The 22,902-nt window shown below is 70.6% G+C and carries 24 protein-coding genes; 9 read left to right on the top strand and 15 right to left on the bottom strand.

The annotated features are described in order from the left end of the window. Positions 1 to 67 precede the first annotated feature (67 nt). Positions 68 to 841: a TerC family protein gene (locus JNL41_RS09285; protein ID WP_293474252.1), complete on the top strand. Its 774-nt coding sequence runs from the start codon at positions 68 to 70 to the stop codon at positions 839 to 841. A gap of 18 nt (positions 842 to 859) precedes the next feature. Here the strand turns inward: JNL41_RS09285 and JNL41_RS09280 are convergent, their stop codons facing one another. Continuing rightward, positions 860 to 3,013 (bottom strand): primosomal protein N', encoded by a 2,154-nt coding sequence (locus JNL41_RS09280; RefSeq protein ID WP_293474250.1) that lies wholly within the window; start codon positions 3,011 to 3,013, stop codon positions 860 to 862. Between the two features lie 57 nt (positions 3,014 to 3,070). Between JNL41_RS09280 and fsa the strand changes: the two genes are divergently transcribed. Genes fsa through JNL41_RS09265 form a run of 3 tightly spaced genes read left to right on the top strand, consistent with a single transcriptional unit; the run spans position 3,071 to position 5,344 of the window. Next, a complete protein-coding gene (gene fsa / locus JNL41_RS09275) occupies positions 3,071 to 3,724 on the top strand; it encodes a fructose-6-phosphate aldolase (RefSeq protein ID WP_293474248.1) in 654 nt (217 codons plus the stop codon). A 16-nt stretch (positions 3,725 to 3,740) separates the two neighbouring features. Next, entirely contained in the window at positions 3,741 to 4,421 is a 681-nt protein-coding gene (locus tag JNL41_RS09270) for a DUF484 family protein (RefSeq protein WP_293474246.1), read from the top strand. Continuing rightward, positions 4,406 to 5,344 carry a tyrosine recombinase XerC gene (locus JNL41_RS09265; RefSeq protein WP_293474244.1) on the top strand — a complete coding sequence of 313 codons (939 nt, stop codon included), beginning with the start codon at positions 4,406 to 4,408 and terminating at the stop codon, positions 5,342 to 5,344. The genes JNL41_RS09270 and JNL41_RS09265 overlap by 16 nt, the downstream gene beginning before the upstream one ends. A 6-nt stretch (positions 5,345 to 5,350) precedes the next feature. Here the strand turns inward: JNL41_RS09265 and JNL41_RS09260 are convergent, their stop codons facing one another. From JNL41_RS09260 to JNL41_RS09215, 10 genes are all read right to left on the bottom strand, one after another. Further along, entirely contained in the window at positions 5,351 to 5,662 is a 312-nt protein-coding gene (locus JNL41_RS09260) for a hypothetical protein (protein WP_293474242.1), read from the bottom strand. Further along, the gene (locus JNL41_RS09255) at positions 5,659 to 5,907 is read right to left on the bottom strand and encodes a hypothetical protein (RefSeq protein ID WP_293474241.1); all 249 of its coding nucleotides are present in this window, start codon (positions 5,905 to 5,907) and stop codon (positions 5,659 to 5,661) included. The genes JNL41_RS09260 and JNL41_RS09255 overlap by 4 nt, the downstream gene beginning before the upstream one ends. Before the next feature lie 92 nt (positions 5,908 to 5,999). After that, positions 6,000 to 6,440: a GNAT family N-acetyltransferase gene (locus JNL41_RS09250; protein WP_293474240.1), complete on the bottom strand. Its 441-nt coding sequence runs from the start codon at positions 6,438 to 6,440 to the stop codon at positions 6,000 to 6,002. Further along, complete coding sequence (gene lpdA, locus JNL41_RS09245; protein WP_293474239.1) at positions 6,422 to 7,837, bottom strand: dihydrolipoyl dehydrogenase; 1,416 nt, start codon at positions 7,835 to 7,837, stop codon at positions 6,422 to 6,424. Before lpdA ends, JNL41_RS09250 begins: the two co-directional genes overlap by 19 nt. A gap of 98 nt (positions 7,838 to 7,935) precedes the next feature. Beyond that, complete coding sequence (locus tag JNL41_RS09240) at positions 7,936 to 8,124, bottom strand: hypothetical protein (RefSeq protein WP_293474238.1); 189 nt, start codon at positions 8,122 to 8,124, stop codon at positions 7,936 to 7,938. A 144-nt stretch (positions 8,125 to 8,268) separates the two neighbouring features. Then, positions 8,269 to 9,492, bottom strand: coding sequence for a 2-oxoglutarate dehydrogenase complex dihydrolipoyllysine-residue succinyltransferase (gene odhB, locus JNL41_RS09235; RefSeq protein ID WP_293474237.1), 1,224 nt, complete (start codon positions 9,490 to 9,492; stop codon positions 8,269 to 8,271). A gap of 56 nt (positions 9,493 to 9,548) precedes the next feature. Further along, positions 9,549 to 12,500: a 2-oxoglutarate dehydrogenase E1 component gene (locus JNL41_RS09230; protein WP_293474236.1), complete on the bottom strand. Its 2,952-nt coding sequence runs from the start codon at positions 12,498 to 12,500 to the stop codon at positions 9,549 to 9,551. A gap of 97 nt (positions 12,501 to 12,597) precedes the next feature. Then, positions 12,598 to 13,476, bottom strand: a complete 879-nt coding sequence (sucD, locus tag JNL41_RS09225; protein ID WP_293474235.1) for a succinate--CoA ligase subunit alpha — start codon at positions 13,474 to 13,476, stop codon at positions 12,598 to 12,600. Positions 13,477 to 13,526: 50 nt separating this feature from the next. Beyond that, positions 13,527 to 14,723 carry an ADP-forming succinate--CoA ligase subunit beta gene (gene sucC, locus JNL41_RS09220; protein ID WP_293474234.1) on the bottom strand — a complete coding sequence of 399 codons (1,197 nt, stop codon included), beginning with the start codon at positions 14,721 to 14,723 and terminating at the stop codon, positions 13,527 to 13,529. 193 nt (positions 14,724 to 14,916) lie between these two features. Next, the gene (locus JNL41_RS09215) at positions 14,917 to 15,468 is read right to left on the bottom strand and encodes a hypothetical protein (protein WP_293474233.1); all 552 of its coding nucleotides are present in this window, start codon (positions 15,466 to 15,468) and stop codon (positions 14,917 to 14,919) included. A 155-nt stretch (positions 15,469 to 15,623) separates the two neighbouring features. Here JNL41_RS09215 and JNL41_RS09210 point away from each other — a divergent pair, with 155 nt between their 5' ends. Beyond that, complete coding sequence (locus JNL41_RS09210; protein ID WP_293474232.1) at positions 15,624 to 16,385, top strand: LytTR family DNA-binding domain-containing protein; 762 nt, start codon at positions 15,624 to 15,626, stop codon at positions 16,383 to 16,385. Between the two features lie 206 nt (positions 16,386 to 16,591). Beyond that, entirely contained in the window at positions 16,592 to 17,842 is a 1,251-nt protein-coding gene (locus JNL41_RS09205; RefSeq protein WP_293474231.1) for a hypothetical protein, read from the top strand. 118 nt (positions 17,843 to 17,960) lie between these two features. On the opposite strand, the gene JNL41_RS09200 is transcribed toward JNL41_RS09205, so the two are convergent. After that, on the bottom strand, positions 17,961 to 18,947 hold the full coding sequence (locus JNL41_RS09200; RefSeq protein WP_293474230.1) for a malate dehydrogenase: 987 nt from the start codon (positions 18,945 to 18,947) through the stop codon (positions 17,961 to 17,963). Between the two features lie 80 nt (positions 18,948 to 19,027). Here JNL41_RS09200 and JNL41_RS09195 point away from each other — a divergent pair, with 80 nt between their 5' ends. Continuing rightward, positions 19,028 to 19,447 (top strand): HIT domain-containing protein, encoded by a 420-nt coding sequence (locus tag JNL41_RS09195; protein ID WP_293474229.1) that lies wholly within the window; start codon positions 19,028 to 19,030, stop codon positions 19,445 to 19,447. Positions 19,448 to 19,469: 22 nt separating this feature from the next. Here JNL41_RS09195 and JNL41_RS09190 read toward each other — a convergent pair whose 3' ends face one another. Both JNL41_RS09190 and JNL41_RS09185 read right to left on the bottom strand, forming a co-directional pair. Next, positions 19,470 to 20,102, bottom strand: a complete 633-nt coding sequence (locus JNL41_RS09190) for a hypothetical protein (RefSeq protein WP_293474228.1) — start codon at positions 20,100 to 20,102, stop codon at positions 19,470 to 19,472. Continuing rightward, positions 20,099 to 20,965, bottom strand: coding sequence for a CoA ester lyase (locus tag JNL41_RS09185; RefSeq protein WP_293474227.1), 867 nt, complete (start codon positions 20,963 to 20,965; stop codon positions 20,099 to 20,101). The genes JNL41_RS09190 and JNL41_RS09185 overlap by 4 nt, the downstream gene beginning before the upstream one ends. Before the next feature lie 61 nt (positions 20,966 to 21,026). Between JNL41_RS09185 and JNL41_RS09180 the strand changes: the two genes are divergently transcribed. Then, a complete protein-coding gene (locus JNL41_RS09180) occupies positions 21,027 to 21,419 on the top strand; it encodes a DUF2237 domain-containing protein (protein WP_293474226.1) in 393 nt (130 codons plus the stop codon). Between the two features lie 19 nt (positions 21,420 to 21,438). On the opposite strand, the gene thpR is transcribed toward JNL41_RS09180, so the two are convergent. Next, positions 21,439 to 21,975, bottom strand: coding sequence for an RNA 2',3'-cyclic phosphodiesterase (gene thpR / locus JNL41_RS09175; RefSeq protein ID WP_293474225.1), 537 nt, complete (start codon positions 21,973 to 21,975; stop codon positions 21,439 to 21,441). Positions 21,976 to 22,073: 98 nt separating this feature from the next. On the opposite strand from thpR, the gene JNL41_RS09170 reads away from it, so the two are divergent. Continuing rightward, on the top strand, positions 22,074 to 22,826 hold the full coding sequence (locus JNL41_RS09170; RefSeq protein ID WP_293474224.1) for a Bax inhibitor-1/YccA family protein: 753 nt from the start codon (positions 22,074 to 22,076) through the stop codon (positions 22,824 to 22,826). Positions 22,827 to 22,902: the final 76 nt, after the last annotated feature.

Raw genomic sequence — 22,902 nt, 5'->3', positions numbered from 1 at the left:
GCGCGCGCCCCTGGTTCCCGCGAAACGAGCCCCTAGATAGGACGGAAGGGGAAATTCGGAGATCACAATGGATATCGCCGCGCTCGTGAGCGACCCGGCCGCCTGGGCTGCGCTCGTCACCCTCATCGTCATGGAGGTGGTGCTCGGCATCGACAATCTGATCTTCATCTCGATCCTCTCGAACAAGCTGCCAGAACATCAGCGCGCGAAGGCGCGGCGGATCGGCATCGCGCTGGCGCTCGTCATGCGGCTGGGCCTGCTCTCGACCCTGGCCTTCATCGTCGGCCTCGTGCAGCCGGTCTTCACCCTGCCCTTCCCGGCGCCGGGGGGCATGGACTTCTCGTTCTCGTGGCGCGACCTGATCCTGATCGCCGGCGGCCTGTTCCTGGTCTGGAAGGCCACCACAGAGATCCACGAGAAGGTCGAGCCCGGCGACGGCCACGGCGTCATGGACACCTCGGGCAAGGTCGTCACAGGCATGGGCGCGGCGATCTTCCAGATCATCCTGCTGGACCTGGTCTTCTCGATCGACTCGATCCTGACCGCCGTCGGGATGACGGATCACCTGGCGATCATGGTCGTCGCGGTGGTCACCACCGTCGCCATCATGCTGGTCGCGGCCGATCCCCTGGCCAACTTCATCAACAAGAACCCGACCGTGGTGATGCTGGCGCTGGGCTTCCTGCTGATGATCGGCGCGGTGCTGATCGCCGACGGCTTCGGCATGCATGTGCCGAAGGGCTACATCTACGCCGCCATGGCCTTTTCCGCCGGCGTCGAGGCCCTGAACATGCTGGCGCGGCGGCGCAACGCGACGGTCCAGGACAAGACACTGCACTAATCCTCCCCGCTGGGGGCGTCAGAGGAAGCTGTACGGGTCTATGTCGATGGCGACGCGGAGCTGGCCGCGGACCTTCACCCGCGCCCGCCAGGCGGCCATGTAGGCCGAGAGGTCGACGCCGCGGTCGCAGCGGACCAGGAAGCGCTTGCGCCGCCGTCCCCGCACCAGCCCCAGCGGCGCGTCGGCCGGGCCATAGACCTCGACCCCGGGCGTGTTCGGCGCGACCTCGGCCATCTCGCGCACGAAGGCGTCGAGCTGCGCTGCGTCCGGGCCCGAGGCGATCACGGCCGCCAGCCGGCCGAACGGCGGCAGACCCGCCAGCTCCCGCTCGGCCATCTCGGCGGCGACGAAGGCGTCGCGGTCCTGCGCCTTCAGCGCCTGCATCACCGCGTGCTCGGGCGCGTAGGTCTGCAGCAGGGCGCGGCCCGCCCGGTCGGCGCGCCCTGCCCGCCCGGTGGCCTGGGCGAGGAGCTGGTAGGTCCGCTCGGCGGCGCGCAGGTCGCCGCCGCGCAGGCCGAGGTCGGCGTCGACCACGCCGACCAGGGTGAGCTTGGGGAAGTTGTGACCCTTCGCCGCCGCCTGGGTGGCGACGAGGATGTCGATGTCGCCCGCCGCCATGGTCTCGACCAGCCGCCGCGCCTCGCGCGCGTCGAACACCGTGTCGGACGAGAAGACCGCGATCCGCGCGTCCGGGAACAGCGCGCGCGCCTCCTCCTCAACCCGCTCCACGCCCGGTCCGATGGAAACCAGGCTGTCCTTCGCCCCACAGTGCGGGCAGGCCGCCGGCTTGGGCATCGAAAAGCCCGTCAGGTGGCAGACGAGGCGTCCGGTGTAGCGGTGCTCGACCAGCCAGGAGTCCGTATCGGGCGCCGTCATCCGCTCGCCGCAGGCCTTGCAGAGCACCAGCGGCGCGTAGCCCCGGCGGTTCAGGAACAGCAGCGTCTGCTCGCCCCGCGCCCAGGTCTCGCCCATGGCCGCGACCAGAGGCGGCGAGAGCCAGCGTCCGGCCTCGGGCGGCGTCTCGCGCAGGTCGACCAGCTCGATGTCCGGCAGCCGCGCCGTCCCATGGCGCGCGGCCAGCTTGAGCCAGCGATAGCGGCCGGTCTCGGCGTTGCGCAGGCTCTCCAGCGACGGCGTCGCCGAGGCCAGCACCACGGCCGCGTCCTCGATCCGCCCGCGCACGACGGCCAGGTCGCGGGCGTGGTAGATGAAGCCGTCCTCCTGCTTGAACGACCCGTCGTGCTCCTCGTCGACGACGATCAGCTTCAGCCGCCGGAACGGGAGGAACAGCGCCGAACGCGCGCCCACCACGATCCGGCAGGTTCCGGCCGCCACCCCCTCCCAGACCTTGCGGCGCATCGGCGGCGCGACGTCGGAGTGCCACTCGCCGGGCTGGGCGCCGAACCGCGCCGTCACCCGGGCGATCACTGCCTGGGTCAGCGCGATCTCGGGCAGCAGGATCAGCACCTGGGCGTCGGGATCGGCGGCCAAGGCGGCCGCGGCGGCTTCCAGATAGACCTCGGTCTTCCCCGACCCGGTCACGCCGTCCAGCAGCGTGACGCCGAAGCCGCCCAGCCCGGCCGTCATCGCCTCGGCCGCCGCCGCCTGGCTGGCGCTGAGGTCGGGGCCGCGCCGCGTCAGGTCCGGGACGTCGAACCGCGCATCGGGCGTGACGTGGTCCAGCGCCAGCACCCCTTCGTCGATCAGCCCCTTCACGACGCCCGCGCCAACGCCCGCGGCGCGGGCGAGTTCGGCGGGCGCCATTGCCCGCGTCGCGGCGGCCAGCACCTTCGCCCGCGCCGGCGTGGGCCGCGCCGGCTGAACGCCTGTCGCCCGCACGACCCGCGTCGGCCGCGGCTTCGGCGCACGCGCGCCGCGGAGCGCGATCGCCAGCGGCTGGCCCGGCGCGTCGACGGCGTAGCGGGCCGCCCACTGCACGAACTCCACCGTACCCGGCGGCAGACGCGGATCGTCCAGCCGCTCGGCCACGGGCTTCAGCGGGCGATTCCCGCCCGTCGCGTCGCGCAGCCCGGTGACCACGCCGCGGATCAGCCGCGGACCCAGCGGCACCGCGACCTGGTCGCCGGCCTCGAGCCCCATGCCCTCGGGCTCGGCGTAGTCGAACGCCTCGGGCAGCGGCATGGGGATCAGGACAGAAGCGATGCGGCTCATGGGTTTGAGACCGAGCCCTTCGCAGCTACAAGCGGCGCGAACAAGAGACGGATCAAGATGCAGCTCTTCCTCGATACGACCGACACCGCCGTCCTGAAGGACCTGGCCGCCACGGGCCTCGTCGACGGCGTCACCACAAACCCATCCCTGATCGCCAAAAGCGGACGCAACATGCTGGAGGTGATCGCAGAAATCTGCGGTCTGGTGGACGGCCCGGTCTCGGCGGAGGTCGCCGCCATGGATGTGGACGGGATGCTGGCCGAGGGCCGCAAGCTGGCGGGCGTCGCCACCAACGTCGTCGTGAAGGCGCCGCTCACCCGCGAGGGGCTGATCGCGGTCCGCGAGTTCGCCGCGGAAGGCATCCAGACCAACGTCACGCTCTGCTTCTCGGCCGCCCAGGCGCTGCTGGCCGCCAAGGCGGGGGCGACCTACATCAGCCCCTTCATCGGCCGCCTCGACGATCACGGCGCCGACGGCATGGACCTGATCACCGAGATCCGGGCCATCTATGACAACTACGGTTTCGACACCGAGATCCTGGCCGCCTCGATCCGCACGCCGGCCCATGTGACCCAGGCGGCGCTCGCGGGCGCCGACTGCGCGACCATCCCGCCCGACGTCTTCCAGGCGCTTTTCAAGCATCCGTTAACCGAACGGGGGCTCCAACAGTTCATGGCGGACTGGGCCAAGACGGGGCAGTCCATCCTGTAGGGAGCTTGAGGCGGATATGGACGGGTCGCAGGGCGAACTTTTCGGAGCCGCGCCGTTGGATCCTTCCGAGGTCCGCCGCTTCCTGGCCGACAACCCGGACTTCCTGAAGGGCGACGACGGCCTGCTGGCCGAGCTGGGCCTGACGGTCGCCACCTCGAACGTCGTGGAGTTCGCGCCGCTCGCCCGGGTCCACGCCGCCCACCAGGAAGAGACCAAGCAGCGCCAGATGCTGGAGGAGGTGGCGCGCGCCAACTTCGCCGCCCAGGCCCAGACGCACGGCGCCGTCGTCGACCTGCTGGACGCGCGCAACAACTCCGACCTCGCCCGGCGCGTCGACGAGGTGGCCCGCAGCCGCTTCGGTCTGGCCGCAGGCGTCATCGCCCTGGAGTGCGAGGGTCTGCCGCCGGCTGGCTGGCGCGGCCTCGTCGCAGGCCAGGTCGACCTGATCCTCGACGGATCCCACCGTCTGGCGCGCATGGGCTTCGCACCGACCGCCATGGGACTCTTCGGCGAGGGCGCGGACGGGATCGCCTCGATGGCCATGGTGCGCATGGCGATCTGGGAGCCCGCCCGCCAGGGCCTGCTGGCCTTCGGCTCGACCGACCCCGGGGGGTTCACGGCGGAGATGGGCAGCGAACTGGTCGCCTTCCTGGCCCGCGTCGTCGAGCGCACGGCCGAGCGATGGCCGCTGCTCTGAGCGCCCCGCGGACGGCCGAAGCCGCACGGCAGGCCTGGCTCCAGCACCTGGCGCACGAGCGCCGCGCCTCCCCGCGCACGCTGGAGGCCTACGGCTTCGCAGCCCAGCGCTACCTGACCTTCCTCGAGCGGCACCGCGGCGAGAGCCTGAGCGTCGCGGCCATGAGCGGCGTCACGCCCGCCGAGGTCCGCGCCTGGCTGGCCCACCTGCGCGGCGGAGACCGCCCGCTGTCGCCGCGCTCGCTCAGTCAGGCGCTCTCGGCCATCCGCACGTTCCACCGCTTCCTCGACCGCCGCCTGGACGCGCCCAATTCGGCCATCGCCCTGGTCCGGGGTCCGCGCGTGAAGCCGGGCGCGCCGCGGCCGGTCACCGAGGATCAGGCGGCGGGCCTGCTGGCCGAGCCGGCCCTGGACCCCGACCGCGAAGACTGGGAGGCCGCCCGCGACCAGGCGGTGCTGACGCTGCTCTACGGCTGCGGCCTGCGGATCTCGGAGGGTCTGGGCCTGAAGCGCTCGGACGCCCCGCTCGGCGAGCTGATCCGCATCACCGGCAAGGGCGGCAAGACTCGCATGGTCCCGGTGCTGCCGGCCGTGCGCGCCGCGGTCGACGCCTACGTCGCCGAGGTCCCGTTCGCGATCGAGGCCGACGACGCCCTATTCCGCGCCAGACGGGGCGGCGCGCTTTCGCCTCGCCACGTTCAGGCGACCGTCCAGGCGCTGCGGAGCCGCCTGGGCCTGCCCGCCAGCGCCACGCCGCACGCGCTGCGCCACTCGTTCGCCACGCACCTCCTCGGCGCGGGCGCGGACCTGCGGTCGATCCAGGAGCTTCTGGGCCACGCATCGCTCTCGACGACGCAGCGCTACACCGAGGTGGACGCCACGGCGCTGCTCAGCGCCTACAGCGCCGCGCACCCGCACGCCTGAGCGGCGTCAATTGTCGGCGACTCTCGCGATGCTCTGGGCGTGGGTGTCCTGCGACGGCGCGTCCAGGGTGCGCATCAGCAGGCACGGCCGCGGCCGCTTCTCGACGCCACGCAGGGGAATGCGGCTGCCGGTGATCAGGATGCGCTCGGCGCGCGGACGTTCGCCGAGGTCGCTGACGTAGTACGGCGCGGGCCGGCAGCGGATCGGCGTGCGGCCCTCCACCTCCCGGACCGGCGGGTTGACAGCCGACGGCGGCGCGGGCGCGGGCAGCGCCGGAGCCGCCGTGGCGAACAGCAGCAGGGCGGCCAGCGCGCTCATCGGGTCCCCCCCAGCAGGCAGGCCTGCGCCATCGGCATCTCGATCAGCTTCCTGATCCGCTCGTCCGGGTCGGCGCGGTAGAGCAGCGCCGGCTCCGTCTTCACCTGCATCCGGCCGGCGCCCTTGCAGACGGCCATGGGCCGCGCCTCTTCGAGGGCGATCAGGACGGATTTCGCGGCAGGTTGCGGGGCCGGACGCTCGACGGGCGCCAGGGCCAGAACGGCGGCGGCGATCGTGACGAGCATTGCGGCCTCCCGTTACGCAATACCGCCAAGCTGCCACCGGTCGCGGAGATCGCCAAATTACGCTTCGGTCACCTAGCCGTGCGGCCGTGCGGTCAGCCGATGACGAACCGCAGCCAGGCGACGCCGCCGTCCTCGCCGGCTTCGGTGCAGCGGAAGCCTTCGCGCACGTAGAAGGCCTGGGCGCCGAGGTTTGCGGTCTGGCACTTGAGCGACAGCCGCCCGCCCGCCGCGGCGACCACATGGTCCAGGAGCGCCTTGCCGATCCCGCGCCCCCGCTCGGCGACGTAGAGCGAGTGCAGGAACGCCTGGGGCCGGTAGAGGGCCGCCAGCCCCAGAATCCGGCCCGCCTCGACGGCGACGAAGATGTCCTCGTCGCGGGCGGCGCGCAGGAAGTCCTCGGCCCTGTGCCGGTCCTTCGGGATCCAGGTGAAGGTGTCGGAGAGGACACGCACGTAGAGGTCCGCGCAGGCCGAAAGCTCGTCCGGCCGGGCGTGGCGTACGCCGAGGACAGGCGTCAGGCCTGCATCGTCCAACCTTCGACCCCCATCGCGGCCTGCCTGAGCGCCTCCGAGCGGGTCGGGTGCGGGTGGCAGGTGCGGGCCACGTCCTCGGACGCCGCGCGGAACTCCATGGCCACGCAGTACTCGCCGATCATCTCGGAGACGGACGGGCCGATCAGGTGGGCCCCCAGCACTTCATCGGTCGCGGCGTCGGCCAGGACCTTCGCGAAGCCCTCGGTCTCGTGGTTGATCTTGGCGCGGCTGTTGGCGGTGAAGGGGAACTTTCCGGCCTTGTAGGCGCGGCCCTCGGCCTTCAGCTCCTCCTCGGTCTTCCCGACCCAGGCGACCTCCGGATAGGTGTAGACGACGCTCGGGATGATGCCGTAGTTCACGTGGCCGGCCTTGCCCGCGATCGTCTCGATGCAGGCCACCGCCTCCTCCTCGGCCTTGTGCGCCAGCATGGGCCCATGCGTCACGTCGCCGATGGCCCAGACGCCGGGCGCCGAGGTCTTCCAGTGGTCGGTCTCGATGAAACCGCGCTTGTCGGGGGTGATCCCTACGCTCTCCAGGCCCAGGCCGTCGGTGTAGGGCTTCCGCCCGATCGCCAGCAGCACGTAGTCGGCCTCGATGGTCTCGGCCGCGCCGCCGGCCACGGGCTCGCAGGTGAGGCTGACGCCCTTCTTCGACGCCTTCGCGCCGGTCACCTTGGCGCCCAGCTTGAACACCATGCCCTGCTTGGTCAGCGCGCGCTGGAAGGTCTTGGCGACCTCGCCGTCCATGCCGGGGGTGATGCGGTCGAGGAACTCCACCACCGTCACCTTCGCGCCGAGGCGACGCCACACCGAGCCCAGTTCCAGGCCGATGATACCCGCGCCGATCACCACCAGGTGGCCGGGGACGTCCGGCAGCGACAGCGCGCCGGTGGAGTCCAGGATACGCTTGTTGTCCACTTCGACGCCCGGCAGGCCCGACGGCAGCGAGCCGGTGGCGATGACGATGTCCCTGGCGGCGAGGCTGGTGACCGCGCCGTCCGCGCCTGTCACCTCGACCTTGCCCGGGCCGGCGATCCTGCCGGCGCCCTGGTAGCGGTCGACCTTGTTCTTCTTGAACAGGAACTCGATGCCCTTGGTGAGCTGGCCGACGGAGTCGGCCTTCTGCGCCTGCATCTGCTTGAGGTTCAGCTTGGGCGCGACGTCGATGCCGAGGCCGGCGAAATCCTTGGTCGCCAGCTCATAGAGCTCGGACGCGTGCAGCAGCGCCTTCGACGGCATGCAGCCGACGTTGAGACAGGTGCCGCCCAGCGTGCCGCCACCGTCGATCCCCTTGTCGACGCAGGCGACCTTCAGGCCCAGTTGACCCGCGCGGATCGCCGCGTTGTAGCCGCCGGGGCCGCCCCCGATGATGACGACGTCGTAGGTGGATTCAGCCATGGTCCGTCCTGGATTTGGGGGCGCAAACTAGGCTTGGAAAGGCCGAGGTCAACCGCCCGTCGCTGCGAACGGGCCGGAAGCGCTCACAGTGGTCCACGTCAGCGCGGCGGCGGACGGTATTGCAGGCCTCCCGTGACGGTCTTCACCTCGCCGGGATCGGACCAGTCCTGGATCTTCAGGCCCTCCACCTCCCAGAGGTCCCGCACCTTGGCGGTGACGACGGTCCAGCCGCGCGCCAGCGCCTGGCCCGCGATGAGGACATCATAGGCCCCCGCGTCGACCCGCACGTTCGCACTCCGCACGTAGGCGGCCGGTCGCCAGCGCATCTTCCCAGGACCAGGGCTCGACGCGCAGATCTGCGAGGAGACGCCCGAAGGCGTCGAGTTGCACGACGGGCCGCCGGCTCAGGTGCGCGCCCGATTTCAACCGGATCAGACGTCCAGCAGCAGGCGCTGGGGATCCTCGATGGCTTCCTTCACATGCACGAGGAACGTCACCGCGCCCTTCCCGTCGACGATCCGGTGATCGTAGCTGAGGGCCAGATACATCATCGGCCGCGCCACGATCTGGCCGTTCACCACCATCGGCCGCTCCTGGATCTTGTGCATGCCCAGGATGCCGGACTGCGGCGGGTTCAGGATCGGCGTGGACATGAGCGACCCGTAGATGCCGCCGTTCGAGATCGTGAAGGTGCCGCCCTGCAGGTCCTCCATCGACAGTTGGCCGTCGCGGGCCTTCTTGCCGAGGTTGCCGATCTCCTTTTCGATGTCGGCCAGGCTCATGGCGTCGGCGTCGCGGACGACCGGCGTCACCAGGCCCTTCTCGGTGCCCACGGCGACCGAGATGTCGTAGTGGTTCTTGTAGATGACGTCCGTGCCGTCGATCTCGGCGTTGACGTCCGGAACCTGCCTCAGGCCGTGGATCACCGCCTTCACGAAGAAGGACATGAAGCCCAGCTTCACGCCGTGCTTCTTCTCGAACACGTCCTTGTACTGGTTGCGGACCGCCATCACGCCCGACATGTCCACCTCGTTGAAGGTGGTCAGCATGGCGGCCGAGTTCTGCGCCTCCTTCAGCCGGCGCGCGATCGTCTGGCGCAGCCGGGTCATCTTCACGCGCTCTTCGCGCTCATGGATGGCGCGGGGCGCGGCAGGGGCAGGCGCGGCGGCCGGAGCCTTGGCGCGGGCCTCCAGCGCCGCCAGCGCATCGCCCTTGGTCACGCGGCCGTCCTTGCCGGTGCCCGCGATGGACGAGGTGTCGAGGCTGTTCTCGGCGGCGACGCGCTGGGCCGAGGGGGCCAGCACCTTCTCGGTGGCGGCCTTGGCGGCCGGCGCGGGTTGCGGCTTCGGCTCGGGCGTGGCCGCCGCCTTTGGGGCTTCGGTCTTGGCGCCGCCGTCGGCCTTCGGGGCCGGCGCGGCCGCGCCGTCGCTGATCCGGCCCAGCACTGCGCCGGGCTCGACGGTGGCGCCTTCCTCGGCGCTGATCTCGGCGAGCACGCCGTCGGCCGGGGCGGCCACCTCGAGCGAGACCTTGTCGGTCTCCAGCTCGACCAGGATCTCGTCCTTGCGGACAGCGTCCCCCGCCTTCTTGGTCCAGCGGGCGACCGTCGCTTCGGTGACGGATTCGCCCAGCGCCGGGGTCATGATGTCGGCCATCGGGGGGTAGAGCTCCTAAAGGTTCTGGTCTCGCGAACGGATCGGCGAGCGGTCTTCTACGCGAAGGCTTCCGTAAGGAAAGTCTCGAGTTCCTTCATGTGCCGGGCCATGAGGCCGGCGGCGGTCGAGGCCGAGGCCGGACGGCCGACGTAGCGGGCCCGCTTGGCCTTCACGTTCATCCGCTCCAGGGTCAGCTCCAGCCAGGGGTCGACGAACATCCAGCCGCCCATGTTCTTCGGCTCTTCCTGGCACCAGACCAGCTCGGCGTTCCGGAACCGCTTCAGCTCGTTGGTGAGCGACTTCAGCGGCCACGGATAGAACTGTTCGAGGCGCAGGATGTAGACGTCGTCGCGGCCTGTCTTGGCGCGCTGTTCCACGAGGTCGAAGTAGACCTTTCCCGAGCAGACGACGACGCGCTTGATCTTGTCGTCGGCCTGCAGGGCGATCCCGCCCACGTCGCACCCGGCCTCGGCGCCGTCGATCATGACACGGTGGAAGCCGGTGCCGCTGACCATGTCGTCGAGGTTCGAGACCGCCCGCTTGTGGCGCAGCAGCGACTTGGGCGTCATCACCACCAGCGGCTTGCGGTACTCCCGCAGCAACTGCCGGCGCAGGACGTGGAAGTAGTTGGCCGGGGTGGTGCAGTTGACCACCTGCATGTTATCTTCCGCGCAGAGCTGCAGGAAGCGCTCCAGACGCGCCGACGAGTGCTCGGGGCCCTGGCCCTCGTAGCCGTGCGGCAGGAGCATCACCAGGCCGCTCATCCGCAGCCACTTGCGCTCGCCCGAGCTGATGAACTGGTCGATCACCACCTGGGCGCCGTTCACGAAGTCGCCGAACTGGGCTTCCCACATGGTCAGCGTGTCGGGGTCGGTCAGCGAGAAGCCGTACTCGAAACCCAGCACCGCTTCTTCGGACAGCGCCGAGTCCAGCACCTCGAAGTGCGCCTGGCTGGGGCCCAGGTTGCGCAGCGGGAAGTAGACCGCCTCGGTCTGCTGATCGACCCAGCCCGAGTGCCGCTGGCTGAACGTGCCGCGCACGCTGTCCTGGCCCGACAGGCGCACAGGATAGCCCTGGTCCAGCAGGGTCGCGAAGGCGAACTGCTCGCCGGTCGCCCAGTCGATGCCCTGGCCGCTCTCGATCGCCTCGCGGCGGCCGGCGACGACGCGCTCGACGGTCTTGTGGACGGCGATCCGCTCGGGGATCGTGGTCATCTTGCGGCCGAGGTCGAGCAGCTTCTGCTTGGCCACCCCCGTCGCGTAGCGCTCGTCGCCTGTGGCGAGCTTCACGCTCGACCACTTGCCGTCCAGCCAGTCGGCCTTGTTCGCGTGGTAGACCTTGCCGCCGTCGAACTCCTCGTCGAGGAAGCCGTCGAACGCCTTGATCCAGCCGTCGACGTCGCCCTGGCTGCAGACCCCCTCGCCGATCAGGCGCGCTGCGTAGAGGTCGCGCACCGTCGGGTGGTTCTTGATCTTCGCGTACATCAGCGGCTGGGTCATCGTGGGGTCGTCGCCCTCGTTGTGACCGAAGCGCCGGTAGCAGAACATGTCGATGACCACGTCCTTGCCGAAGAGCTGGCGATACTCGGTGCCCACCTTCGCGGCGAAGGTCACGGCCTCGGGGTCGTCGCCGTTGACGTGGAAGATCGGCGTCTCGACCGCCAGCGCCACATCGGTCGGATAGGGCGAGCTGCGGCTGTTCCTCGGGCTGGTGGTGAAGCCGATCTGGTTGTTGACGACGAAGTGCATCGTCCCGCCCACGCCGTAGCCGCGCAGGCCCGACAGTGCGAAGCACTCCGAGACCACGCCCTGGCCCGCGAAGGCCGCGTCGCCGTGCAGCAGCAGGGGCATCACATGGCTGCGCCCCGCGTTCGGCGTTTCGCGAAGGGTGAAGGCCTGCTTGGCCCGCGCCTTGCCGATCACCACCGGGTTCACGATCTCGAGGTGGCTCGGGTTGGCGGTCAGCGACAGGTGGACGCTGTTGCCGTCGAACTCTCGGTCCGAGCTGGCGCCCAGGTGATACTTCACGTCGCCCGAGCCTTCCACGTCGCTGGGCAGCGACGAGCCGCCCTGGAACTCGTGGAAGATCACATGGTACGGCTTGCCCATCACGGCGGCGAGCACGTTCAGGCGCCCGCGGTGCGGCATCCCGATGACGATGTCCTTCACGCCCATCGCGCCGCCGCGCTTGATGATCTGCTCCAGCGCAGGGACCATCGACTCACCGCCGTCGAGGCCGAAGCGCTTGGTGCCGGGGAAGCGGCGGTGCAGGAAGCCTTCGAACCCTTGCGTCTCGATCAGCTTCTTCAGGATGGCAACCTTGCCCTCCCTGGTGAAGACGATCTCCTTGTCGCGGCCCTCGATCCGCTCCTGCAGCCAGGCCTTCTCCTTCGGATCGGAGATGTGCATGTACTGGATGCCGACGTTCCCGCAGTAGGTGCGGCGCACGATCGCGAGGATCTCCCGGATCGAGGCGGTCTCCAGGCCCAGCACGTAGTCGAGGAAGATCGGCCGGTCGAAGTCGGCCTCGGCGAAGCCGTAGGTCGCGGGATCCAGCTCGGAGGCGTCGCCGGGGGTGGTGGCCAGGCCCAGCGGATCGAGGTTGGCCTTGAGGTGGCCGCGCATCCGGTAGGCGCGGATCATCATGATGGCGCGCAGGCTGTCCAGGGTGGCGGCGCGGACTTCGTCGACCGAGGCTTCGGGCTTGCGGGTCTCGATCCCCTTGCCGAGCTTGGCCTCCACCGCCGGCCAGAGGCCGTCGATCGCGCTCATCCAGTCGGGCCGGGCGGCCGGTGCGGCGGGGCTGGTCCAGGCCGGCTGGGCCGCGGCGCGCTTCACCGCGTCGGTCCCGTCCGCCAGCGAGGCGAAGAACGCCGCCCAGGAGGGCTCCACCGACTTCGGGTCGTTCGCCCACTTCGCGTAGAGGTCCTCCACGAAGGCCGCGTTGCCGCCGTAGAGGAAAGAGGTCTCGGCCAGAACGTCGTTGATCAGGCCTGCGTCGTCCGCCATGTCGCTTCGCCTTTCGGCGCCTTCGCTTCCGCGGGCGGGCCACGGACTTCGGAGAGAAGGAGCCGAGCGCGGACCGCCCAATACCGATGTCGCGGCGTCAGCCGCCCTTGAGAACCTCGACCAGCGTGGTGCCAAGCGCCGCCGGAGACGGAGAGACGCGGATGCCCGCGGCTTCCATCGCGGCGATCTTGTCCTCGGCCCCGCCCTTGCCGCCCGAGATGATCGCGCCCGCGTGACCCATGCGCCGCCCGGGCGGCGCGGTGCGTCCCGCGATGAAGCCCACCATGGGCTTCTTGTTTGGTGAATTCTTGATGAACTCGGCCGCGTCTTCCTCGGCCGAACCGCCGATTTCGCCGATCATGATGATCGACTCCGTCTCGGGGTCCTTCAGGAACATGTCGAGCACGTCGATGAACTCGGTGCCCTTCACGGGGTCGCCGCCGATGCCCACGGCCGTCGTCTGGCCGAGCCCTGCCTGGGTGGTCTGGAACACGGCCTCGTAGGTAAGCGTGCCCGAGCGCGAGACAACACCCACGCTGCCCTGCTTGAAGATGTTGCCCGGCATGATGCCGATCTTGCAGGCGTTGGGGGTCAGCACGCCGGGGCAGTTGGGGCCGATCAGCCGCGATTTCGAACCGGCCAGGGCCCGCTTCACGCGGATCATGTCGATCACCGGGATGCCCTCGGTGATGCAGACGATCAGCGGGACCTCGGCGTCGATGGCCTCCAGGATCGAATCCGCGGCGAACGCCGGCGGCACGTAGATCACGCTGGCGTCGGCGCCGGTCGCATCCACCGCCTCGCGGACGCCGTCGAACACGGGCAGGCCGATGTGGGTGGTCCCGCCTTTGCCGGGCGTCACGCCGCCGACCATCTTCGTGCCGTAGGCGATGGCCTGCTCGGAGTGGAACGTCCCCTGAGCGCCGGTGAGGCCCTGGCAGATGACGCGGGTTTCTTTGCCGATGAGGATGGACATGCTTGCTCGTTCTTGTCGCGTCTGTCGGGCGTTCGATGAGGTCGGGGCGCTCAGCCGCCCCGGACCGCCTTCACGATCTTTTCGGCGCCGTCGGCCAGGTCGTTGGCCGCGATGACGTTCAGGCCGCTCTCGTTGATGATCTGCTTGCCGAGTTCGGCGTTGGTGCCTTCCAGGCGCACCACCAGCGGCACCTTCAGACCCACCTGCTTCACCGCGCCGATCACGCCGTTGGCCATCACGTCGCAGCGGGCAATGCCGCCGAAGATGTTGACCAGGATCCCCTTCACGTTGGGGTCGGCCATGATGATCTTGAAGGCCGCCGTCACCTTGGCCTCGTCGGCGCCGCCGCCCACGTCCAGGAAGTTCGCGGGCTCGGCGCCGTAGAGCTTGATGATGTCCATGGTGGCCATCGCCAGGCCCGCGCCGTTGACCATGCAGCCGATCTCGCCGTCGAGGGCGATGTAGCTGAGATCGTACTTGTGGGCCTCGATCTCCTTGGCGTCCTCCTCGGTCTCGTCGCGGAGCGCCTGGATGTCCTTGTGGCGGAAGAGGGCGTTCGAGTCGAAGCTGACCTTGGCGTCCAGAACCCGGAGCTGGTCGTCGGCGGTGACGATCAGCGGGTTCACCTCGAGCAGGCTCATGTCCTTGTCGACGAACGCCGCATAGAGCTGCTCCAGCAGCACGCGCGCCTGCTTGGCCAGGTCGCCCGAAAGCTTCAGCGCGTGCGCCAGTTGCAGGCCGTGGTAGCCGCGCACGCCGGTCAGCGGGTCGATGGAGAAGGTGGTGATCTTTTCGGGCGTCTCGTGCGCGACGTCCTCGATGTTCATGCCGCCCTCGGTGGACGCGACGACCGACACCCGGCTCGTCTCGCGGTCGACCAGCAGCGAGAGGTAGAACTCCTTGGCGATGGCGGCGCCTTCCTCGATGTAGAGGCGGTTCACCTGCTTGCCCTTCGGGCCCGTCTGGTGGGTCACCAGCACCCGGCCCAGCATCTCGGCGGCGTTGGCCTTCACCTCGTCCGCCGACTTCACCACCCGGACGCCGCCCTTGGCGTCGGGCCCGAGCCCTTCGAAGCGGCCCTTGCCGCGTCCGCCGGCGTGGATCTGGCTCTTCACCACGAAGACCGGGCCGCCCAGCTTCCTGGCGGCCTCGACCGCCTCTTCGACCGTGAAGGCGGCGAACCCGCGCGGGACCGCGACGCCGAACTCCGCGAGGACGGCTTTGGCTTGGTGTTCGTGGATGTTCATGAGGCCTTGGGGCGGCTGGCAGGCTCGCCCCTGTGGCGAGTGACGCGGCTTATAGAAACTGCTCCCACCGATGACAACCGCGTGAGGCCGCGAAAAGCCGCCCGCCGCGCATGAAGCTCCCCTGGGGTCAGGTCAGCCGGCGCGCGGCGGGCGCAGGTGGGGGAACGCCGTGCTGTGGGCGGCGCCCCCCGGGCTAGCCGAAGAACGTCGTCCAGAGGGTCCGGCCGGGCAGGAACGCGATCAGCAGGTTGATCGCAAAACCGCCGTAGAAGAGCCCCATCATCCGCGCGCGGTGCGCGGCGACCGCGCGGCGCTTGGCCGCCATCACGCCCAGCGGCAGGATGATCAGCGTCCAGGCCGTGAACAGGTGCAGCCACGACCACGCGCCGTGGTTCAGGCTCGTGATGAAGAGCGTGGCGCCCGCGGTGACGGCGACGAGACCCACCCACAGCCAGCCCGCCACGCGATGGAAGGTGCGGCCCTTGCGCACCGCCATCAGCACGCCGCCCAGCACCAGCGCCGCCAGCGCGGTGGCCAGATGGATCCTGATGGCCGGCGACAGGTCGCCCAGCAGCGCGAAGTTCGGCGCATGCAGCCGCGCCTGGCCCGCGAGGCTCGCCACCGCGCCGCCGGCAGGCCCGATCGCAAGCGCCACGACGCTGGCGACGGCGACCGTGCTGAGCGTCAGGCGGGCGCCGAAGCCCACACCCTTTCGGGCGGGCGCCGTTTGCGAAACCGACGACATATTCTATCTCCGAACCTGTGGACGGCGCCGGGACGCGCCGCTGTCGGGTCAGGGTTTGCGGCGGTGAGGATCGGGGTGCGAGCGCGGATGCGTCGACAGGCAGCGCCGGTTCGCGAACGACCGCCGCCCGCCGTTCACGCTTCGCGAGCGGCGGCATGAGGGACCTGCTGCGGCGTTTCACGCCCTACGACGAGACGGGCGGCTATCTGCGCGGATTCGTGATCGCCCTGGCGGCGGCCGCCTTCCTGACCTTCGCAGGCGCCTTCGGCACCGGGGACGCGCCCTTCGGCGTCCGGGCCGCCTACTGGCTGACGCTGATGGTGGTCGGCTACGTCTTCGGCTCGTTCATCGTCCGCTTCTTCTTCCACGGCGCGCGGCGGAGCTGGCCCACCTGGTTGCGGGTCGTCGCCGCGTCGCTGCTGATGGCGATCCCCTTCACGGCGCTGGTCAGCGTCGGCTCCAGTCTCTTCTTCGGCTCGCGCATGCAGCCGGCGAGCCTGCCGGTGTTGTTCGTCCCCGTGCTTTCCGTCTGCCTGGCGCTGACCGCCATCAACACGATCGTCGAAACGCGTCGCACCGCGATCACCCACGCCTCGCCGCAGCCTCCGAAGTTCCTGGAGCGCCTGCCGCTCAAGCTGCGCGGCGCCGATGTCTGGGCGGTCGAGGCCGAAGACCACTACCTGCGCCTGCACACCTCCAAGGGGCAGGACCTGATCCTGATGCGCCTCGCCGATGCGGTCGCCGAGCTCGAAGGCATCGAGGGCGCCCAGGTCCATCGCTCGTGGTGGGTGGCCCGCGACGCCATCACCGATGCGAAACGCGGCGACGGCCGCGCCACGCTGACGCTGAAGGACGGCGCGGAGGTCCCCGTGAGCCGCACCTACGCCGGCCTCCTGCGCGAGCGCGGCTGGATCTAGATCATTCGGCGCTCCGGCCGGTCCGGAGTCGCGGGGCGGAGCGCGTCGCGAATGAGACGTTCTGTCCCGCTGCGGGGACTTGGCGCCGGGCGCGTTTGACCTCAATCTGGGGTTGGGAGAGAGTTCGGGGTTGGGGCTTTCCGCGCGGTTGCGCGCCTGCCTCCGATCCCATGCGCCGAGGGACCCGGGAGTACGAGGGGTCGTCCATGACGCAGGACCAGCAGAACGACGCGTATCCGGAAGAGGGCCTGCCGCCGCGGCGGCGCGGTTCGGGCGCGCTCGTCTTCGCCGGCATCGCCGTCGCCTGCGCCGCGGGCGCCGGCCTCGGGCTGTGGGCGCGGCCCACGGCCATAGCGCAGGCCGCCCCGAGTCCGGTCGAGACCCGTCCGCCGGCGTTGCAGGTGGTCGTCGAGGAAGCGTTTGCGCCCGCAGGAGACTACCTCGAGGTGCTGCCCGACGACGACACGCCGGCGCGGCCGGCTCCCGACGTGGTCGTTCCGCGCGGCGCGGCCTCGGGGCTGGTGAGGGTGGACGCCCCGATCGCGGCCACCCTGATCGCGCCCGAGGCCGTGGCGCCGGCGGTCGCCCCGGTACAGCCCGTGAAGCCGACCGGCGGCAGGCCGGCCAAGGCCGCACCCGAGGCGGCGGCGGGGTCGCGAAGCGCCGAGGTCAGCGCGGACAGGCCTGCAAGGGACGCCGGGACCGCGGCCCCCGCCAAGGCCAGGATCGCCGACGCGCGCGCCGCGGCGGCGCGGGCGAGGAAGGCGGAACTCGCGGACGCCCGCGAGGCGCAGGCGCAGAAGGCCCGGGCGGAAGAGGCGCGAGCCGGGAAGGCGCGCGCCGGGAAGCTCGCCCGCGCGGAAAAGGCCCGGAAAGTCAAGGCGGAGGGCGCCGAGAAGGCTCGCCTCGCCAAGCTGGACGCGCGCAGGGAGGCCGCAGCCAGGGAGAAGCGCCGCCTGGCGAACCTCGCCAAGGCCGTGAAGTCGGCGCCCGGCAAGCTGAAGGCCGAGGTGAAGCAGCTCGCGAAGAAGAAGCCCGCGACCCAGGTGGCCGAGGCGCGGCCGAAGGCGCCTAAGGTGGCGAGGCCTGCCGCGAAGACCACGCGCCCGACGCGCGTCGAGACCGCCCAGCGCGCGCCGGCGCCCAGGCGGGTCGTGGTCCCGCGCGGCGAGGGCCCGATGCGCGTCGCGCGCGCGAACCCCTGCGCCTCGTACGACCCGGGCGAAGCGGTCGTCTGCGCCGATCCGCGCCTCTCCGCCCGTGAGCGGCAGTTGCAGCAGGCCTACCGCAACGCCGAGGCCGCGGGCGTCCCGGCGTCGGCGCTGCGCGCCCAGCAGGCGCGCTGGGCCCAGGCCCGCGCCGCCGCCGCCCGCGAAGCCCCCTGGGCCGTCGAGGACGTCTACGTCGCGCGCATCTCGGAGCTGAAGGACCAGACGCGGGACGCGCGCGAGAACTGACGCCGCAACGCGTTCGGGGCCCATCGAGGGTTCGAGGGGCCCCGCCGCAGACTCTGGTGTGTATTTCGGTGGGTCGTAGGGCCTCGCCGTCCGGCGAGGCGCGGATCCCCGACGCGTCCTACGCGAGCATGTCCTTCACGGTGTCGCGCTCGCCCAGCAGCTCGTCGTTGGTGATCTTGATCTTCGACTTGGCGAAGTCGTCCATCTCGTAGCTTTCGATCACCTCGAACGACCCCGGCGTCGTGGTCTTCACCGGCATGCCGGCCCACACGTTCGGGTCGAAGCCGTAGCGGCCTTCCGACCTGACCGCCACCGAGTGGATCGCGCCGGGCGTGGAGAGATCGCGCACGTGGTCGATCAGCGCGCCGGCCGCCGAGGCCGCCGAGCTCGCGCCGCGCGCGTCGATGATCGCCGCGCCACGCTTGCCGACCGTCGGCAGGTAGTCGTTTTCCAGCCAGGCGCGGTCGGTGATGACGTCGCTCGCCGCCTTGCCGCCGATCTTCGCGTGGGTGAAGTCGGCGAACATCGTCGGGCTGTGGTTGCCGTAGATGAAGAGCTCGGAGACGTCGGTCACCTGGACGCCGGCCTTCCTGGCGAGCTGGTTGCGGCCGCGGTTCTCGTCGAGGCGCACCATGGCGGTGAAGCGGTCGGCCGTGAGGCGCTTGGCCTGGCTGGCGGCGATCATGCAGTTGGTGTTGCAGGGGTTGCCCACCACGGCGATCCGCGCGTCGTCGGCGGCCACCTTGTCGATCGACTGGCCCTGGGCGATGAAGATCCTGCCGTTGTCCTTCAGCAGGTCGGCGCGCTCCATGCCGGGACCGCGGGGCTTGGAGCCCACCAGCAGGCACCAGTTGGCGTCCTTGAAGGCGACGTCGGCGTCGCCCGTCAGCACCATGTCCTGCAACAGCGGGAAGGCGCAGTCCTCCAGCTCCATCGCCACGCCCTTCAGCGCCTTCTGCGGGCCTTCGACCGGGATTTCGAGCAGTTGCAGGATGACCGGCTGGTCCGGCCCCAGCATCGCGCCGGACGCGATCCGGAACAGCAGGGCGTAGCCGATGTTGCCGGCCGCGCCGGTGACCGCCACGCGAATAGGCTTCTTCGCCATCTGCCACTCCTTGGGTTTCGATGTGCGCGGGCTCGTTAGCCCGTTGACGTGACCGCTGCAATGCCGCACGCGCCGGGGCGATGTTCGAGCTGCATCCCGCCTTCCCGCCGACCTCCGAAGCCGTGGGCGACCTCGCGCTTTGCCACGTTCGCCTGCAGGCCGATGCGCGGTTTCCCTGGCTGGTGCTGATCCCGCGGATCGCCGGCGCGCGCGAGGTGGAGGACCTTCCCGCCAACGACCGCGCCGCGCTGATGGAGGAAATCGTCCGCGGCGGCGGCGCCGTCCGCGCCATCGGCGAGGCCCTCGGCCGCCCCGTCGCAAAGCTGAATGTCGGCGCGCTGGGCAACGTCACCCCGCAACTCCACGTCCACATCGTCGGCCGCCGCAGCGACGACGCGGCCTGGCCGGGTCCGGTGTGGGGCGCGGGGACAGTAGAGGCCTATGGGCCGGACGATGTCGGAACAGCGATCGCGGCGGCGCGCAGGGCGCTCGACCTCTGACCTGCCCTCCCGCGCGCCGCGGTCAGGGCACGCGCTTCGCCAGCGTCGCCGCCTCGGTGCGTCCGCCCTCGGTGAGGTCGCCCGTCCAGCGCTCGCCCGCGGCGTGCAGCACGGCCACCGCGCCGCCGGCGAAGCGGAATGTCACGTCGACGCCGGCCCGCTCCACTGCGTCGATGAAACCCGAGCCTTCCAGCGCACCGGCGCGGCGCAGGTCGCGCCAGGCGCCCTCGACGACGCCGTTCCGGTCGATCAGTTGCAGCGCGTAGCGGTCGCGACCGCCCACCGACAGCGTCCAGCCGCCGTCCATCGGGCCCTGGAAGCCCCGCGCAGAGGCCGCAGAGGCCTTCAGGCGGCTGTCATAGGCGACGTCCGCCGGCGAGGGCGGCGCGTCGGGGTTCCGGCCGGTCTCGTCGACGTAGACCGGCCGGGTCAGCACCGGCGCCGGCGGGCGAACGTAGCTGCGGACGCCCGGGACCGGATCGGGATCGACCCGGCTGTTCCCCGCCGCGGCGGTGTCCGGTTCCTCGGGGTCGATCGCGCGCTGGCGCAGCAGGTCGCCGATCGGGTCCGCGACGGGCGCAGCCGTCTGGGCCGGCGCGGGCGTCGCCGCCAGCACCGCCGCAAACCCAGCGATCAGCCCCCCCGTCAGCCTCATGCCGCTTCCCGCGCCGCGATGGCTTCGGCCACCCCGATGAGACGCCGAGCCTGATCGAAATGCAGCCGTTCGACCATCCGCCCGTCGACCTTCAGCACGCCCTTGCCCGCGGCCTCGGGCGCCTCGAAGGCCGCCACCACCGTCCGCGCCCAGGCCACGGCCTCGGGATCGGGCGAGAAGGCGGCGTTGGCGGCCTCCACCTGGCTCGGATGGATCAGCGTCTTGCCGTCGAAGCCGAGGTCGGCAGCCTGCGCACATTGCCTGGCCAGCCCGTCCGCGTCGGCGATCTCGTTGAACACGCCGTCCAGCACCGCGATCCCATGCGCACGGGCGGCCATCACCGACAGCGACAGGGCCGCCATCAGCGGCGCACGTTCCACCGTCAGCCGGCAGCGCATCTCCTTGGCGAGGTCGTTCGTGCCCATCACCCAGGCCTCGACGCCCTCGCTCACCGACCCGGAGCCCAGCGCATCCAGCCGGAACATCGCCGCGCAGGTCTCGATCATCGCCCAGAGCGCCACGCCGCCGGGCAGCCGCGTGCGCGCCGCGGCGAGGTCCGCCGGCGCGGCGACCTTCGGGATCAGCACCGCGCGGGGTTGCGCAGCGCCGACCGCGGCGAGGTCGTCGGCGCCCCACGGCGTATCGAGTCCGTTGACCCGCACCACCAGCTCGCGCCCGCCGAAGCCGCCGGCCCGGACCGCCGCGACGGCGCCCGCCCGGGCCTCGGCCTTGGCGTCGGGCGCGACCGCGTCCTCCAGGTCCAGGATCACCACGTCGCACGGCAGCGTCCGGGCCTTCTCGATCGCCCGGGCGTTGGACGCGGGCAGGTAGAGGGCGCTGCGTCGGGGCTGGGCGGCGATCATGTGTGGACTTCGGCTCCTCGCGCCTTGGCGACGGGGAAGTCTTAGCGTTTAGGATGGGCTCATGGCCACACGTCCGATCCGCTACGACGCCGACGCCAGGAACGTGCTGGGGCAGGAGCTGGTCCCCTGCTCTCTCGACCCGGTCACCGGCTTCTTCCGCAACGGCTGCTGCGAGACCGGCCCGCACGACGTGGGCATGCACACCGTCTGCGCGGTGATGACCGCCGAGTTCCTGGCCTTCTCGCGGAGCATGGGCAACGACCTTTCGACGCCGCGGCCGGACCTCGGCTTCCCGGGCCTGAACCCCGGCGACCGCTGGTGCCTCTGCGCGCCCCGCTGGAAGGAGGCCCTCGACGCCGGCGCCGCGCCGAAGGTGGTGCTGGAGAGCACCCACGAGGAGACCCTGGCCATCGTCGCGCTGGGCGTCCTGAAGGACTATGCCGTCGAGGCGTAGGACGCCTCTCCCTCCATCGCTACCCCAGTCCGTACTCCGCCTCGAGGCGGTAGTAGGAGCCGTCCTTGGCCTGGTGACTGGAATAGAGGCCGAAGCGGTCAATCTCGATCGGCGGGCTCTTCAGCAGGTTGTTCGCCTGAATCCAGGCCGCCACCTCGGCCGGGTCGGCACGGCGCAGGTAAGCCAGCGTCACGTGGGGCTTGTAGTTGCGCTTCTCGGGCTTCAGGCCGGCGCGGCGCGCGGCCGTCTCGCACGCCTCGGCCAGCCGGCGCAGCTCGGCGTTCTCGGCGACGCCGGCCCAGACGGCGTCGATGCCGTCGCCGTTGTCGAACGCGCCGGCGCCGCTGAGTTCGATCTCCAGGGCATGGCCGCGGACCTGCACCAGCTCGGCGTCCAGGTCACGCGCCACGTCCTCGCGGATGTCGCCGTAGAACCGCAGCGTCACATGCAGGGCTTCCAGCGGCCGCCAGCGCGCGCCGTCGATGCCGGTCTGGCGCGGTTGCAGGGCCCGGCCGACGTCCGGGGGGATGGAAAGAGCGGCGAACAGGCGGATCATTTCACGGGTGTCATAGCAGGGGCCTTGCTTACGACACGCGGCAAAACGATATTTGGCGGGCGTCCGATTTGGGACGTGCAACGAAGGGCCTAGCTCAGATGAGCGACTTCAACCGCGACTACGCGCGCACGGTCCCCGCGGATCGCGCCGACATGTCGGTGGACGCGGGCCTCCGCAGTTTCATGCTCGGCGTCTACAACAAGGTGGCGCTTGGCCTCGTGGTCTCGGCCCTGCTGGCCTACATCACAGGTCAGGTCGAGCCCGTGCAGCGGCTGCTCTACCAGGTGACGGCCGACGGCCGGCTGGCGGGCTACACCCTCGCGGGCTACGTCGTGGCCTTTGGCCCGCTCGTGCTGATGTTCTTCGGCATGTTCGGCATGCGCAACGCCACGCCGCGCACCTCCGGCATCTACTACTGGGCCTTCGTGGCCATGATCGGCGCCAGCCTGGGCGCCATCACGCTCGTCTACACGGGCGCCTCGATCTTTCAGACCTTCCTGATCACGGCCACGGCCTTCGGCGGCCTCAGCCTCGTGGGCTACACGACCAAGAAGGACCTCTCGCCGATGGGCAGCTTCCTGATCCTCGGCGCCTTCGGCCTGATGATCGCGATGGTGGTCAACATCTTCGTGGCCAGCTCGATGCTGTACTTCATCATCAACGTGGTGGGCGTGCTGATCTTCGCGGGCCTGATCGCCTACGACACCCAGCGCCTGAAGATGACCTACTACGAGCTGGGCGGGGACCAGGCGGCCATGGGCGTGGCGACCAACTACGGCGCGCTCAGCCTCTACCTCGACTTCATCAACCTGTTCATGTTCCTGCTCCGCCTCTTCGGTGACCGCCGCTAGGACGACCGACCAGGACCAGCATGCGAAGCCCCGGCGGGTCACCGCCGGGGTTTTTCGTTGCACGACCATCGTCTAG

This window comes from Phenylobacterium sp., assembly GCF_016793285.1.
Classification (GTDB): domain Bacteria; phylum Pseudomonadota; class Alphaproteobacteria; order Caulobacterales; family Caulobacteraceae; genus Phenylobacterium.
This window is presented reverse-complemented; position numbering and strand designations above follow the sequence as displayed.

Excerpts from the sequence above, each read along its gene's own strand:
- JNL41_RS09210 (WP_293474232.1), top strand. The coding sequence starts at position 15,624 with ATGAGGGACCTGCTGCGGCGTTTCACGCCCTACGACGAGACGGGCGGC.
- fsa (WP_293474248.1), top strand. The coding sequence starts at position 3,071 with ATGCAGCTCTTCCTCGATACGACCGACACCGCCGTCCTGAAGGACCTG.
- JNL41_RS09265 (WP_293474244.1), top strand. The coding sequence starts at position 4,406 with ATGGCCGCTGCTCTGAGCGCCCCGCGGACGGCCGAAGCCGCACGGCAG.
- JNL41_RS09215 (WP_293474233.1), bottom strand. The coding sequence starts at position 15,468 with ATGTCGTCGGTTTCGCAAACGGCGCCCGCCCGAAAGGGTGTGGGCTTC.
- JNL41_RS09200 (WP_293474230.1), bottom strand. The coding sequence starts at position 18,947 with ATGGCGAAGAAGCCTATTCGCGTGGCGGTCACCGGCGCGGCCGGCAAC.
- odhB (WP_293474237.1), bottom strand. The coding sequence starts at position 9,492 with ATGGCCGACATCATGACCCCGGCGCTGGGCGAATCCGTCACCGAAGCG.
- JNL41_RS09260 (WP_293474242.1), bottom strand. The coding sequence starts at position 5,662 with ATGAGCGCGCTGGCCGCCCTGCTGCTGTTCGCCACGGCGGCTCCGGCG.
- sucC (WP_293474234.1), bottom strand. The coding sequence starts at position 14,723 with ATGAACATCCACGAACACCAAGCCAAAGCCGTCCTCGCGGAGTTCGGC.
- JNL41_RS09270 (WP_293474246.1), top strand. The coding sequence starts at position 3,741 with ATGGACGGGTCGCAGGGCGAACTTTTCGGAGCCGCGCCGTTGGATCCT.
- JNL41_RS09195 (WP_293474229.1), top strand. The coding sequence starts at position 19,028 with ATGTTCGAGCTGCATCCCGCCTTCCCGCCGACCTCCGAAGCCGTGGGC.
- JNL41_RS09205 (WP_293474231.1), top strand. The coding sequence starts at position 16,592 with ATGACGCAGGACCAGCAGAACGACGCGTATCCGGAAGAGGGCCTGCCG.
- thpR (WP_293474225.1), bottom strand. The coding sequence starts at position 21,975 with ATGATCCGCCTGTTCGCCGCTCTTTCCATCCCCCCGGACGTCGGCCGG.
- JNL41_RS09170 (WP_293474224.1), top strand. The coding sequence starts at position 22,074 with ATGAGCGACTTCAACCGCGACTACGCGCGCACGGTCCCCGCGGATCGC.
- JNL41_RS09230 (WP_293474236.1), bottom strand. The coding sequence starts at position 12,500 with ATGGCGGACGACGCAGGCCTGATCAACGACGTTCTGGCCGAGACCTCT.
- lpdA (WP_293474239.1), bottom strand. The coding sequence starts at position 7,837 with ATGGCTGAATCCACCTACGACGTCGTCATCATCGGGGGCGGCCCCGGC.
- JNL41_RS09190 (WP_293474228.1), bottom strand. The coding sequence starts at position 20,102 with ATGAGGCTGACGGGGGGGCTGATCGCTGGGTTTGCGGCGGTGCTGGCG.
- JNL41_RS09280 (WP_293474250.1), bottom strand. The coding sequence starts at position 3,013 with ATGAGCCGCATCGCTTCTGTCCTGATCCCCATGCCGCTGCCCGAGGCG.
- JNL41_RS09255 (WP_293474241.1), bottom strand. The coding sequence starts at position 5,907 with ATGCTCGTCACGATCGCCGCCGCCGTTCTGGCCCTGGCGCCCGTCGAG.
- JNL41_RS09180 (WP_293474226.1), top strand. The coding sequence starts at position 21,027 with ATGGCCACACGTCCGATCCGCTACGACGCCGACGCCAGGAACGTGCTG.
- sucD (WP_293474235.1), bottom strand. The coding sequence starts at position 13,476 with ATGTCCATCCTCATCGGCAAAGAAACCCGCGTCATCTGCCAGGGCCTC.
- JNL41_RS09185 (WP_293474227.1), bottom strand. The coding sequence starts at position 20,965 with ATGATCGCCGCCCAGCCCCGACGCAGCGCCCTCTACCTGCCCGCGTCC.
- JNL41_RS09285 (WP_293474252.1), top strand. The coding sequence starts at position 68 with ATGGATATCGCCGCGCTCGTGAGCGACCCGGCCGCCTGGGCTGCGCTC.